The organism is Fictibacillus sp. WQ 8-8, from assembly GCF_024494405.1.
In the GTDB taxonomy this organism is placed as follows: domain Bacteria; phylum Bacillota; class Bacilli; order Bacillales; family Fictibacillaceae; genus Fictibacillus_C; species Fictibacillus_C marinisediminis.
On sequence record NZ_JAMXKG010000014.1, the window covers coordinates 12,610 to 26,280 of the forward strand.

At 42.0% G+C, this 13,671-nt stretch carries 11 protein-coding genes and 1 pseudogene; 10 read left to right on the plus strand and 2 right to left on the minus strand.

Features of this window, described 5'->3' with window-relative positions; translation table 11 throughout:
• Positions 1 to 4 precede the first annotated feature (4 nt).
• From M1K46_RS20985 to M1K46_RS21005, 5 genes and pseudogenes are all read left to right on the plus strand, one after another.
• Positions 5 to 784 carry a fumarylacetoacetate hydrolase family protein gene (locus M1K46_RS20985; RefSeq protein WP_256227556.1) on the plus strand — a complete coding sequence of 260 codons (780 nt, stop codon included), beginning with the start codon at positions 5 to 7 and terminating at the stop codon, positions 782 to 784.
• Between the two features lie 69 nt (positions 785 to 853).
• Positions 854 to 1,630, plus strand: a complete 777-nt coding sequence (locus M1K46_RS20990; RefSeq protein ID WP_256227557.1) for an IclR family transcriptional regulator — start codon at positions 854 to 856, stop codon at positions 1,628 to 1,630.
• Positions 1,631 to 2,217: 587 nt separating this feature from the next.
• Positions 2,218 to 3,906 (plus strand): L-lactate permease, encoded by a 1,689-nt coding sequence (locus M1K46_RS20995; protein WP_256227558.1) that lies wholly within the window; start codon positions 2,218 to 2,220, stop codon positions 3,904 to 3,906.
• 485 nt (positions 3,907 to 4,391) lie between these two features.
• Positions 4,392 to 4,565, plus strand: coding sequence for a hypothetical protein (locus M1K46_RS21000; RefSeq protein ID WP_256227559.1), 174 nt, complete (start codon positions 4,392 to 4,394; stop codon positions 4,563 to 4,565).
• Between the two features lie 365 nt (positions 4,566 to 4,930).
• Positions 4,931 to 5,410: pseudogene (locus M1K46_RS21005) on the plus strand (JAB domain-containing protein).
• A gap of 413 nt (positions 5,411 to 5,823) precedes the next feature.
• Here the strand turns inward: M1K46_RS21005 and M1K46_RS25910 are convergent.
• Both M1K46_RS25910 and M1K46_RS21010 read right to left on the minus strand, forming a co-directional pair.
• On the minus strand, positions 5,824 to 6,192 hold the full coding sequence (locus M1K46_RS25910; RefSeq protein ID WP_375162232.1) for a hypothetical protein: 369 nt from the start codon (positions 6,190 to 6,192) through the stop codon (positions 5,824 to 5,826).
• 209 nt (positions 6,193 to 6,401) lie between these two features.
• Entirely contained in the window at positions 6,402 to 7,727 is a 1,326-nt protein-coding gene (locus M1K46_RS21010) for an Nramp family divalent metal transporter (protein ID WP_256227560.1), read from the minus strand.
• 803 nt (positions 7,728 to 8,530) lie between these two features.
• Here M1K46_RS21010 and M1K46_RS21015 point away from each other — a divergent pair.
• From M1K46_RS21015 to M1K46_RS21035, 5 genes are all read left to right on the plus strand, one after another.
• Positions 8,531 to 9,235, plus strand: a complete 705-nt coding sequence (locus M1K46_RS21015) for a GntR family transcriptional regulator (protein WP_256227561.1) — start codon at positions 8,531 to 8,533, stop codon at positions 9,233 to 9,235.
• A gap of 67 nt (positions 9,236 to 9,302) precedes the next feature.
• Complete coding sequence (locus tag M1K46_RS21020) at positions 9,303 to 10,400, plus strand: amidohydrolase family protein (protein ID WP_256227562.1); 1,098 nt, start codon at positions 9,303 to 9,305, stop codon at positions 10,398 to 10,400.
• Between the two features lie 37 nt (positions 10,401 to 10,437).
• Positions 10,438 to 11,553, plus strand: a complete 1,116-nt coding sequence (locus M1K46_RS21025; protein WP_256227563.1) for an amidohydrolase family protein — start codon at positions 10,438 to 10,440, stop codon at positions 11,551 to 11,553.
• Positions 11,554 to 11,560: 7 nt separating this feature from the next.
• Positions 11,561 to 11,998 (plus strand): Rieske (2Fe-2S) protein, encoded by a 438-nt coding sequence (locus tag M1K46_RS21030; RefSeq protein ID WP_256227564.1) that lies wholly within the window; start codon positions 11,561 to 11,563, stop codon positions 11,996 to 11,998.
• A 128-nt stretch (positions 11,999 to 12,126) separates the two neighbouring features.
• The gene (locus M1K46_RS21035; RefSeq protein WP_256227565.1) at positions 12,127 to 13,494 is read left to right on the plus strand and encodes an FAD-dependent oxidoreductase; all 1,368 of its coding nucleotides are present in this window, start codon (positions 12,127 to 12,129) and stop codon (positions 13,492 to 13,494) included.
• Positions 13,495 to 13,671: the final 177 nt, after the last annotated feature.

A 13,671-nucleotide genomic window follows, 5' to 3' on the forward strand; every position in this document is an offset into this window, starting at 1 on the left:
TACAATGAGATTTACTAGATTTACAGTTAATTCTTCCATTCATGCAGGTGTTATTGAAGAAGACACAATCAGAGAGATTTCAGGGGATATCTTTGGTGAATGGGACTATACAGGGCAAACATTTTCTGAGGGCGAAGTAAAGTTACTTGCACCATTGGAACCAAATCAAATCATTGGGATTGGTGCGAACTATGTATCGAAAGTGGAGGATATCCCGGAACAGCTACCGGAGATACCAGTATTCTTCTTCAAGCCAACTTCATCAGTCATCGGACCTGAAGAAGAAATTGTTATTCCAGAAGGGATCGATCAAGTAAAGTTTGAATCCGAATTAGCGATTGTTATTGGGAAAGAGGCAAAAAATGTATCTGAATCCGACGTTTTGGATTACGTATTTGGATACACAGTTGGAAATGACGTCACAGCACCACAGTTTTTCCACCAGGATGGCCATTGGACAATCGGCAAATCGTTTGATTCGTTCACTCCATTAGGCCCTGTTATTGAGACGGAGCTTGACCCTTTTAATGTAAAAGTCGAAGCAATACTCAATGGTGCTCAAAAACAAAACAGTGCAACAGAACTAATGATTATTCCAATTCGCAGAATGGTTTCCTATCTGACAAAAGTCATGACACTTAAACCAGGAGATGTAATCTTAACAGGCAGTCCTGTTGGTGCAGAACTCGTTGGAGCAGGCGATGTTATAGAATGTGAGATAAAGGAAGTTGGAACACTTCGTAACACGTTCGTTACCGCTAAGGAAGCGGCTAAAGTGTTTTAGAAAACGGTCGAATGCCCGGCAGAAATGGTGCTATAATAAAAGATATGATAGAGCACAGAGGTGAACAATTTGGAAAGAGAGAATATGGTAAAGTCTGTTAGCCGGGCATTAGATATCATTACACTTGTGAGTTTAAAAAAGGGTGGTTTGGGTGTAACAGAAATTGCCAATCAAATAGATATCAATAAAAGCTCTGTTTATCGAATCCTTTCAACACTTGTACAGTATGGATATATTGAACAAGATAGTGAAACAGGGCGTTATAAACTGGGTTACAAATTGCTTGAAGTTAGTTCCAAATTGCTTGAATCGATTGATCTGCGAGCAGAAGCTAGGCCTTACCTGCAGGAGCTGGAGAATCTCACGAATGAAGTAATCCATCTAGTTGTGTATGACCAGGGTGAAGTGGTCTATATTGAAAAGCTGGAAGGAAACGAAACACTGCGAATGCACTCAAAAGTTGGAAAAAGAGCACCCATGCATTGCACATCAGTGGGGAAAGCAATTCTCGCATATTTACCTACCAATGTCGTACAAGATATTCTTGATCGCAAGGGAATGCCTATGAATACTGACAAGACGATTACGAATAAAGATAATTTTCTTCAGGAATTGATAGAAGTTAGAAAAAGAGGCTATGCATTGGACATAGAAGAAAATGAATATGGCATTACTTGCATTGCAGTACCGATTTTTGATCATTTAGGAAAGGTAATTGCAGCTGTCAGCATATCCGGTCCGACAATGCGTATGACTAAAGAGCGAATGGAACAGCTACAGTCACAAATGATCCAGATAGGAAAGAAAATTTCGAAAAGGCTTGGGTTTGAAAGCAGGGTCATTTGATTAATCTTTATTGAAATTTGCCTGATTCTTTGAAAAAAGATATAAAAGGCAATTTTTTTGTTGAATTTTCAATTTTCTAAAAATTATTGAAATAATAAGAATTATTCGTATAATAATAAATAGCTTAGTGATGGTTGTATAACCATAAACCTATTGTTATACAACAATGTTGCTTTGTCGCAAACAAACAGAAACAGTGTTTCTTATTAAGCAACGGAAGGGGGTATTATTTTATAAGGATAAAGTTGGTAGGAGATTTTTGAAAAGAGCATAAGCTTAAAAGTTTATTATATGTTACATATCTAATGGTAATTGTTTTTCTAAATGTGAACCAATATCAACCAACCTATGAATTGCTAGTCATACACACTGCATGGTTCTTCAACACACCACCAATAGAAGGTCATAAACATCTGGACTCAACTACACAAAGTTGTATATATTTTCAGCAAAATTTAAAAGTATAACATTTAAAAAAAGCAGTATAGACACTGACGAAATTGACGTATATATACTGAGAAAAATGTAAGCGGTTACTTTTGGGAAACTTAAGTTATTTTTAACTTTTTATATTGGGGGTTAAGTTTATGATTTTTACACAGAATTTTAATGCTGTAGGAGATAGCCTCGTTCTATCCGCTCTAGTGGCAGTAATTCCAATCCTGTATTTTTTCTGGGCATTGGCAGTAAAGCGTATGAAAGGATACATTGCGGGGCTCACAACACTATTAATTGCTTTGGTGCTTGCGGTTGTTGCATTTGGAATGCCTGCACAAATGGCATTCATGTCTGCGACACATGGGGCAGTTTATGGGGTCTTGCCGATTGGCTGGATCATTATCAGTTCAGTTTTTCTTTATAAACTAACGGTAAAGACAGGTCAATTTGATATTATCCGTAACTCGGTTGTTGCACTTACTGAAGACCGTCGCCTTCAAGCACTATTGATAGCATTTTCATTCGGTGCATTCCTCGAAGGAGCTGCCGGTTTTGGTGCACCGGTTGCAATTTCTGCTGCGCTTTTGGTAGGTCTTGGTTTCAATCCTTTATATGCAGCGGGTTTATGTTTAATTGCCAATACAGCCCCAGTTGCATTTGGTGCGATTGGGGCACCAATCCTAGCGTTTGAAGGGCCTACTGGAATATCTGCTCAGGAAATTTCAAAAATGGTCGGGCGTCAATTACCGTTTTTATCAGTAGTCATACCATTTTACCTAATCGTGATTATGGCAGGCTTTAAGAAAACAATGGAAGTCATGCCTGCGATTTTAGTTACCGGTATTTCATTTGCCATAACTCAATTCTTGGTCTCCAACTATCTCGGGCCTGAACTTCCGGATATTTTGTCAGCACTTGTTTCATTGCTTGCTTTAGGTATCTTCCTTAAATTTTGGAAACCAAAAACAATTTTCCGTTTTTCGGCAGAATCAGAAATGGCTGCAGCTCTGGCTGCAGAAGAACCTGAACAGAAACCAACTTATACTGGGGGACAAATATTTAAAGCCTGGTCACCATTCCTGGTTTTAACAGGGATCATTTCCATTTGGGGGATTCCGTCAGTAAAGCTGGCCCTTACAGGACACTATGAAGGGACTAATCCAGTTTTAATAGCAATTAATTCAATCGGACATGCATTATCATTTGTGCCCAATGTACCTTTACTGAATAACAAGGTCATAAATGCTTCAGGAACCCCTGTGCCTGCCTTTTTCAAGCTGGAATTACTGGGAGCTGCTGGTACGGCGGTCCTGATTGCAGCTATCATTTCTAAGTTTATTGTGAAGATTTCATGGAAGAATTGGATTGCTACATTTGGTGAAACATTGAATGAACTTAAATTTCCGATTATCACAATCGCCTCGGTTGTTGCGTATGCGTATGTGACAAACTCTTCAGGAATGAGTACATCCATGGGGATGACATTGGCCAAGACAGGATTTTTATTCCCTTTCTTCTCCCCAATCCTGGGGTGGCTGGGTGTGTTCATTACGGGTTCTGATACGTCTTCCAACTTGCTGTTCGGAAACATGCAGAAGGTTACAGCTACTTCCATAGGCATGGATCCGGTTCTGGCCTTGGCAGCAAACTCTTCAGGAGGAGTTACTGGAAAGATGATTTCACCACAATCTATTGCGGTAGCTTGTGCCGCAGTTGGTATTGCAGGGAAAGAATCAGACCTGCTGCGCTTCACCTTCAAGCACAGTATTATACTGGTAATTTTAATTGGAGTCATGACATACTTGCAGAACGGTGTGTTATCCTGGATGATTCCTTAAGGGACTATATGTTCCGCACACAAATCCATCTTTGGGTTCGAACAATTTTTAACCATTATTCAAATTCGAAAAGGTAAATAGGCTTTTAAGCATCCATTATGGGTGCTTTTTTATTGCTGCCTAAAGATAGTAAGGATCGTTGCCGGAGTAAATACCATAAAGGTATTTAAATAGATATAGTGCAACGTTGATTGCGGGTATGAGTTTTGGGATAGAAATTCCACTAAAAAAGAGTCTTATAACCAACTCTAATGATCCATCCCAAAAACCACCGTTTATGGTACGTGGAACAATAGAGAGCACGCATAGCGGCCATGTGGAAGTTGTGAAAGCGGAGTTAAACAGGTACAAAAGTTCAATAACTACAAACCGGACTATAGGATACAAATATTTTGGTATGCACAAAGGTAGGCTCTTAACCCTTTAACTCGCCCTTAAGTTATATTAGGGGCAGAGGTTGATATTTTTAAGGGAGGGGAGTTAACGTGACCAATCAACAATTGACAGAAGAATTGAAAACGCTTATAGATCAATATGCAAATGGTAACCTGAGGGGTGAGAAATTACGCTTGCTCAAAAACATGCTCTTTGTCCTGGGAGACAAAGTAAGTGATGATATTGACCTTCATCGAAAACAAAAAGAAGAGGAAATGAAATAAGTTACTAGATAACCCTCCGAACCGACCACCATACAAAAAAGGAAAACTGAAATGGATTGGTTAGACAACGCCTTTAACAATACACAATGTAAAGTGCCCATTTATTATAATGCAATTATATGATTCCGAGAATGGGCATTAGGCCGTTATACGAGCCTTACTTGCTTAAAGCGTAATCTAGAGTAGTTGATTTTACTGAACATGTTCATTCTTAACTGTATGGCAAAAAAGAGGAGGGCATGCGGACGCATCCCTCGCTTTCTTGGTTTAGGGTTAAATCTAAACAGAGATTACTAGTTCTTCCCTATTTTAAAGTCGTAAGGAACTGGATTAAGGTTCTGCCAAAAGAGGGAGCTGTACATGTTATGGAAACTGTTTACGAGATTCAACGCATTAAGCAAGTGATTTCGGAACTTGAAGGAGGGGAAAAGTATTTGGTCCTTTTTCCGCAGGATGGCGCGAGAGTCGCTGCTTTATTCATCGGGGAGGATGATCGAGAAATGTTCTTCGTCATGTGCCTGAATACCAAGAACCGAGTAATTGCCATTCATCGCTGCCATGTCGGTGCCCTGAATTCCAGTATCGTTCATCCAAGGGGAGTCTGCAGCGATCTTGAATAATGCCTCTTCCATTCTTGTATATCATCAACATCCGAGCCAGGACACGATGCCTTCCCGTGAAGACATTGAGGTCACAGGAAGACTCGCAGCTGCCGGGAAACTCATCGGTATTGAAGTACTGGATGACCTATCATTAATGCGAAGGCGGAATACACTAGTCTGAAAGAAAAAGGCTATTTGTACATTTACAGGAAGGGAAGGAGATCTCCTTTCCTCTTTTTTTAGGGAGAGGCGAAAAATGATTTGTTTCGAAATTGAAAACACAAACAAATTTGCAAGCGGAAATGATTGTGTTGCCATTGAAAGAACATCCACACAAATTGTATGAAGTCTTCATAGATTATCTCACTTCAGTATTCTGCGGAATGGTCTGTTGTCTATATTTAAACATTATACTAAAGATTTTTTTCGTCACTACTTGCTGAAGAAGATGAGGACAACCTATAGCAGGCAAACGCTAGGCCAAGATAGAGACTGACTTAGAAAAGGAGGAGAGAGCTTGGAGGTAAGAAGGCATGTACTTATTTTCTGCAAATGGGTGTATGGAAAACAAGAGACGGAAGGCGGCTTACTACATTAAGGCTGGATGAATTGGAATTCGAATACTCAAAAATGTTGGACAAGAAAGATGAAAGTGTTTAGAGAAATTCTACAAAAGAAGGGTTCTCAATAAACCAGCTTTTGTATAGTTCCGGAATTTCACTTTTGCTTTTATAGGATCGGTACTTTTCATATTTGGAACTCTCTGCCATACTATACACTTTCTGGCGTGCATGAGAAGGGGCGAATTCAAGTGTGCCGGCTGGCAATCCGGTGTCAAAATTAAGGATCCACCCAAATTTAGATTTACGGTAACCGGTGATCAGCACATCCTCGAAAGAGTAATTGATTACTTTAAGCCAGTTTTTTGAGCGTTGACCAACCGTATAAGCAAAATCTTTCCTTTTGAGGACAATTCCCTCTAACGATTGACTACAGCATAGAGAGAAAAGCTGTTCACTGTTCAAACCTGAAAGCGACTTTACCTTTGCGATGGTTAGCTATATCTAAGTCTTGTACTTTATGTCTTATTCAGTTAATTCGTCTCCGGTTACAATCTTATCCTAATCATCCTCAAAACTAGTAAAAAACCACCGTCTTATTAGCATAAGGCGGTGGTTGTGGTACGACTATTTTTGTTTAATTACGATGATCCAAACGACACCTCTCAGGGTATTTAACTTAGAAAATCAACAGCCAGTTTGATAGAGGACCAAAGGGCAAGAACGGTACAAGCGACTAACAGCACATTTTCATACCATTTGTTGACATACTGCCCCAATGACTTTTTCTGATTCGTCATAATCAGAAGGCCTACGGATATTACTGGTAAACCAACCACGGATAGTATATTTATAAATACGACCAAACTAACGAACCCAGGCATACCTGGAATCGACCATATGACCGGAGTAATAAGGATAAAAATACTAAACCATTTGAACAATGGATCGTTTTGGGGTTTGTCACCGTATTTTTTCTTACGTTCTTTATTCGCGGTATGAAGGCCATCAATCGCGACTTTCGGAAATACCGTAGCAAAGGCAATCGCGCTACTAAATAACCCGCCGATGACACCAAGGTAGAACACAACAAATCCGAAAGTGCCTAGATGAACAGCAAGGGCTTGAGCGAGATCTTGAAGACTAGTGATTCGAATTCCGTTTGGTTTTAATACCTCCGCTCCAACCACCCATACGGCCAGGTCAAGAACGATAGCCACACAAATCGCGAATAACAAATCTCTACGTTGAAATTTTAAATGAATAGGTTTCGTCCATCCTTTTTCCTTAAAACCATATGGGTAGATAAAATTCGCAATAGAGCCAGAAACAGCACCTACAAGTGAAATCGCCATTAGAAAGGCACCGTATACACCAACGTCGTTAGGGATGCTAAAACCAACTGTTCCTTTTGCAATGGCACCCACATCCGGTGTCGCCATAATGGCTACCAGAATTAAACAAAAGGTTTTGAGTGCGAGTAATAACTTCATCCCATTTTCAAGCGTATTATATATACTACGTCCAATTAGAATAAAACCAGCAAGAACGACAATAATGGCCCACATAAAGACATTGCCAAAGCCTAAAAGATGAGTTAATCCCTCAGCAGCACCCTTGATCATGTAAGAGTTAAATAAATGGCCCATAATGAGGGCATATCCCCCAAGGAAATAAGGATAGAACTTGTGAAGGCGGCTGAAACCTTGTATAAGAGTAAGGCCTTCTACGTTACATAGTGTGTACCGTGACATGATGGAGACGATTACATAACGAATGATTAAAGAAAGGGCGAGGACCCACATGAGGGCATATCCGTAGTGGGCTCCAGCAATGGAAGAGTCAACGAGGTCCCCGGCTCCAAGCCATGCTAGAACAGCAATAACGCCCGGTCCAAATGAAGCCAATAATTCTTTAAATCTTTGTAATCTAGATTTCGCTGGAAATGCGGTTGACGTTTCAGGCGATAACTCAAGATTCGAATTTGGCTGATTTTCCATTCAACTAATCCTCCCTAAAGTTGATGTTCTAACCATATTTTTTCCAAACTCTTGAAACCGCTTTCAATTTTCAGGTGTTATTAAAATGAATTTGACCTACTCAGCTCTACAATCTACATTAACAAAATAGAGGCAATTACAGAGCCAGAAAGAAACTCAGCAAGCCAAAAATGGTCAGCGTATGCAGATACGGTTCGTTTTGGATATGAGGTTAAACTTCTTCTGGAAACGCCTTACGTTCATTCTCATTGCTTTCTATTTCAAAGTGGAGAAGAGGTAAAACAAGAATGCAAAAGAAACTACCAGGAAGAAGTTACAATATCTATGTATGTTCTAAAAAGAGTGATTGATAGATGTACGCTAAGTCAAGCCATTGCCTGGCTTGTACCCTTTCGTCTGGAACGACCATTTTTAATTATGATGTATAACTTCTCTTATTTTTCTTCAATATCTGATAATATCCCTTTTTACTGAATGGTCACAAAGCTAACTTGGACCCCTCAACCCCTTTTCTGTAACCCCCTTTCGTCTAAACATACGAAAACACTGAGCTTACGAACGTTTCTACTTCCTAAAACAGGGTGTTAGAGTACGTCTTCGCAATCATGACAGTTACCCGTCTTCACTGAAGTAGTAAGCGTTTACATAAACCATTGCAAATACTCGTGATGTCTTGTATACTTGTACTCAAAGTTTATTTTATATTCAGAATATTGTCAAATATTAATATTTTTTATGGAATTTTAATGGTTGAGTTCAAGATATTCAATAGCAGATTTAGAAAAGGTGGGAGGAAGCTCACAATGACGAACAGCCCTTTTAAACTGAGTTATAAAGAAGACCTTAATCTGGACCCTTTAGATCATACTCAAGCGTTTATCCCCCTTGGTGAAGCCGTGTACCAAAAATTAAAAACAGCCATTGTACAAGGTCACTTAATACCAGGACAGCTGTTAAGCGAAAACAAGATTGCAGAAAAGTTAGCTGTGAGTCGTACACCTGTCCGTGAAGCCATTCGGGTATTGGGATCTAAAAATTTAGTTACGTTTCTGCCAGGGAGAAAAGTTATTGTCTCGATCCCGACGGTCCAAGACATTAAAGAAGTTTTCGAAATTCGCCTACTTTTAGAAACAGAAGCATTGAGGAGAATAACGACCCAACATACAAAAATCATCGAACAAATGGAAGAGTCCGTCCAACTTGGGGAAGCGTACCGTAAACAAGGGGATCTCGTAAAAATGGGTGAGATGAACACTTGTTTCCATCTCACCATTATCTCTGCCCTTGAAAACCAAAGAGTGCAACACTTTATCGATTCACTTCATGAAACCATATCCCGGTTACGTTCTTATTCGCTAACAGCAGAGTGGAAGATCGATAGGGAAAAAGAACATAAGGAAATTGTTACGCTCGTAAAAAAGGGCTTTACGGAAGAAGCAGTATCCGTCTTAAAGCAGCATTTAACCACTTCTCAAGAAAATTTACTTACTTTATTTGCGCAGAAATAAGAGGAAAAAAGCAGTTTTTAGTTGTATACATGTATACAAAATAATATAGAGCAAAGGAGAATAAAACATGGATGATGCCATAACACTGGAAAAGGAAACCTTGGGCAGCCTAGCCAAGACTGCTGTAATCGATTGTGATGTACATAATGCCGTTCCTTCCATACAGGCTCTTTTCCCCTATCTACCAGACAGGTGGCGCGATTATGTGGTGGAACACGGAATTAAAAGCTTAGAACCCAATTATTACCCAAGGGGGGTTTCCTTATCTGCAAGGCCCGATTCGGTATTGCCAAACGGCGATCCTCCGGGTTCGGATCTTGAGGTTTTGCGACGACAGGTGCTGGAACCCTGGAATATGCAATATGCGATCCTTAATTGCCTTTACGGCGTACAGATGATCCACAATGAGGATTGGGCGGCAGCCATGGCCCGCGCGGTTAACGATTGGCAGATCGCTGAATGGTTGGATAAAGAACAAAGGTTGCGTGCCTCAATCGTCGTTGCCAGTCAGAATCCGGAGCAGGCGGCGGAGGAAATTCACCGATTAGGCCAACATCCCGGTTTCGTACAAGTTCTTTTGATGGTCCGTTCCGAAATGCTCTACGGAAAAAAACATTTCTGGCCGATTTACGAAGCAGCCCAGCAGTATGGGTTAGTGATCGGAATTCATGCCGGTGGAGTTACCGGTTATCCAACGATGCCTGTCGGTTGGCCCTCTTATTACCTTGAGGATTACGTCAGTCAATCACAAGCCTTCCAGTCGCAAATCGTCAGCCTGATATGTGAAGGTACTTTCCAAAAGTTTCCTCGCCTTCGAGTTACGCTTCTCGAAAGCGGTTTCGCCTGGATGCCCGCACTGATGTGGCGATTGGATAAGAATTGGAAAGGCTTACGCCGAGAAATTCCATGGGTGGACCGATTACCGTCAGAGATTATACGGGAACATTTTCGGTTGACGATCCAGCCGCTAGATGAATCACCAAAGCCCGAACACTTGCTGCAAACGATGGAACAAATGCGTTCCCAAGACATGCTGCTCTTTTCCACCGATTATCCTCATTGGCACTTCGATGAGAAAGAAGAGGCTCTCCCAGCCAATCTCCCGCCAAGCCTGGAGAAGAAGATTCTATCGGAAAACGCCCGCTCTTTTTACCGTTTTGATTGATAAATACAGGGATAATCCCTAGTGAGGAGGAACATACATGCCCATTGTAAATACTAAGTCGATAGAGGCCAAGCCAAAAACCGGAATCCGTTTCATCGACTGTGATATTCATAATGAAGTTCCGTCAAACGAGGTGCTTAAACAATACCTTCCGACACGTTGGAAGAATTATATGGACATGGTCGGCCTGCGAAGCTACCATGGCTTTGTTCAAAATATTCCATATCCAAAAGGGAATCCGGGTGGGACACGGGCAGACGCCTGGCCGTCGAACGGTCAAATACCCGGCTCCGACCTAAAGTTCATGAAAGAACAGCTATTGGATCCTTTGAATATGGAGATCGGTATCTTAAACTGCCTATATCGTGTCGGGGAACAGCTGAACGATGAATACGGAGCAGCACTGGCCCGCGCGGTCAACGATTGGCAGATGGCCGAATGGCTGGACAAAGAACCGAGGTTGCGCGCATCCATTGTCATCCCGTACGAGAACGCCGATCTGGCGGTAGAAGAAATTAATCGGCGCGCTAGCCATCCTGGTTTTGTGCAAGTGTTATTCATGCCCCGTACCCGGGAACCGATGGGTCGTCGCAAATATTGGAAAATCTTTGAGGCGGCGGAAAACCACGGACTACCAATCGCGATTCATTTTGGAGGTTTGGGCGGAAACGCAATCACCTCTTCTGGATTTCCTTCGTTTTATATCGAGGATCACACCGACATGGCTCAGGCGTTCCAATGCCAGGTCATTAGTATGGTTTGTGAAGGGGTGTTTGAACGGTTTCCCAACCTGCAAACTGTGATGCTCGAAGGCGGGTTTGCTTGGGTGCCTTCCTTGATGTGGCGGCTTGACAAGCACTGGAAGCGACTGCGTGAGGAAGTCCCTTTCTTGAAGCGAAAGCCGTCCGAATACATTCGAGGGCATATGCGATTTACCACCCAGCCGATAGAGGAGCCGCCAGTTCAGGACTATCTCCTTCAGGTAATCGATCACCTGGGATCCGATGACATGCTCATGTTTGCTACTGATTATCCGCACTGGGATTATGATGCACCCGATCATACATTTCGTGGAAAGTTTCCAGAAACCTTAAAACAGAAAATCTTTTATGAAAACGCTCGTTCTTTATACCGATTTCCGGAGAAGGAGTGATGAATCTATGAAAAAATACTTTGTGGCAACTGTCGATGAGATCCCACCCGGTCACCGAAAGATCATTTCTATTGCCGGAAGGTCTATCGGTATTTTTAACATAAACGGTGAATTTTTTGCCATTCGAAACCGGTGCCCTCATGGAGGGGCCCCGCTTTGTGAAGGAGAATTGTCCGGTTTTGTTCATTCCCCAGTCCCGGGGGAATACACCTACACTCGAAAAGGAGAGATTATCCGCTGTCCATGGCATCAATGGGAATTCGACGTCAAGACCGGACAATCATGGTTCGATCCAGTCAAAACCCGTGTTCGTTCTTACGACGCGAAGGTCGAACAAGGATGCGCTATCGCTGAACCTACAGGGACCAAATTGGAAGAAGGGCCTCACGTGGCGGAAACCTTCCATGTTTCCCTGGACAAAGATTATGTAGTGCTTGAGATGTGACCTTCAATGTTAAAGGTGAAATTAAGGTTCCATCACGTAAACCGTGGGGTTTGGAGAGATTTTAGTAAGGAAGGTTATACCGGCTTATTAGTATACTGTTTTGAAAATAAAAAAGGAGGTCTCAAATTATGTTGGACATGGATTGTGATGTATTAGTTATTGGAGGTGGCGTAACAGGCGTAGCCGCGGCGACCGCTGCCGCACGCAATGGTGCCAAGACGATTCTGCTCGAATCCAAACCGTTTCTGGGTGGTAATGCGACAACAGGACTTTGCTTACATAATTTTATTACACGATACGGTCGTCAAGTTGTGTTCGGAATCGCGCAGGAAATGGTGGATCGATTGATTAAAATGGGAGGCGCTGTCGGACATATTCCATATGGGGGGTTTGTTCATTCTGTCACTCCAGTGGATGGAGAACTATTCCGAATCCTATCCACTGAGATATTAGATGAAGCAGGGGTCATTGTATTTTTAGGGGTGAATGTAGTTGGAACTGTGCGTGACCGAGGAAATGTCACGGGCGTTCAAGTTGCGGTAAAGGGTGGGATACGAACCATTAGAGCCAAAACGTACATTGACGCAAGTGGAGATGCTGATGTTGTAGCAGCTGCCGGCGCAAACTATACGAAGGGCGATCGAAAAACTGGAAAAATGCAGCCCGTTTCGATGGTCCTTCGCTGTTATGGAACCAACAATAAGGAGATCGCTGAAGCCATCGCCGTCTCTACACCTGCAATGGCCACACGAGCTGACCATCCCGAACCGATTCCTGTTTACTTTAATGGGGCATTCAGTCAATGGAATGATATCATTCGTGAGAATCAGATCTTCCCGAATGAAGATCACAAAGTGTTTTTTAATACGGTTTGGCCGAATCACATCAATGTTAATACTTCTGCGGTGGTGGGTATTGATGGTACGGATCCCCTTTCGTTATCCCGCGCTACCGTTGAATTAACAAAACAAGTATATCGAATTAGTCAATTTCTAAAAGAAAATGTTCCCGGGTTCCAAAATGCCTACTTTGTTCCTTCGGCATTTGCAGGTGTAAGGGAAACACGAAGAATTGAAGGACTCTATGAGATTACGGACGAGGATGTTACCATAGGGCGAAAATTCGAAGATACCATCGGACAAATTTGCTTCCCTGTTGATATTCACGATCCCGATACGGGTCAGGCTTCTTTTTACCAAATCGGAGACGATGGAGCATTTGATATTCCATTCCGGGCATTAATTCCAAAAGGCCTACAAAATATCCTGGTGGCAGGGAGATGCGTTTCAGCTACATCTTTTGCCAACGGAGCCACTCGAAATATGGCGCCGTGTATAGTAATGGGTCAGAGTGCCGGCGTCGCAGCCGCTATGGCATCTCAGCAAAACCTGACTTTTACACAATTGAACATTCATAAACTTCAGGAAAAACTTGAGGAACAAGGTGTCTATTTAGGAGAACGAAGCAATAAAAGAGTCACACATCCCACCATCTGACTTAAAAAGTAAAAAAAGGAAAATAGGTAGTCTGTAAAAGACAAAAAGGATAGAATTGAGGATGAATCACACCATCTTTTGTACCTCTTTTTTTGCAAGTGGTAGATGATTACAATGGGAGGCCACTAAAGCCGTTTTTACAGAAGAGGGAGGACAAGCTGATTGGAAGGGGAAAAG

Bases quoted from the DNA above. Each gene is read 5' to 3' on its own strand.
- M1K46_RS20985 (WP_256227556.1), top strand. From the start codon at position 5: ATGAGATTTACTAGATTTACAGTTAATTCTTCCATTCATGCAGGTGTT.
- M1K46_RS20995 (WP_256227558.1), top strand. From the start codon at position 2,218: ATGATTTTTACACAGAATTTTAATGCTGTAGGAGATAGCCTCGTTCTA.
- M1K46_RS21010 (WP_256227560.1), bottom strand. From the start codon at position 7,727: ATGGAAAATCAGCCAAATTCGAATCTTGAGTTATCGCCTGAAACGTCA.
- M1K46_RS21015 (WP_256227561.1), top strand. From the start codon at position 8,531: ATGACGAACAGCCCTTTTAAACTGAGTTATAAAGAAGACCTTAATCTG.
- M1K46_RS21020 (WP_256227562.1), top strand. From the start codon at position 9,303: ATGGATGATGCCATAACACTGGAAAAGGAAACCTTGGGCAGCCTAGCC.
- M1K46_RS21025 (WP_256227563.1), top strand. From the start codon at position 10,438: ATGCCCATTGTAAATACTAAGTCGATAGAGGCCAAGCCAAAAACCGGA.
- M1K46_RS21030 (WP_256227564.1), top strand. From the start codon at position 11,561: ATGAAAAAATACTTTGTGGCAACTGTCGATGAGATCCCACCCGGTCAC.
- M1K46_RS21035 (WP_256227565.1), top strand. From the start codon at position 12,127: ATGTTGGACATGGATTGTGATGTATTAGTTATTGGAGGTGGCGTAACA.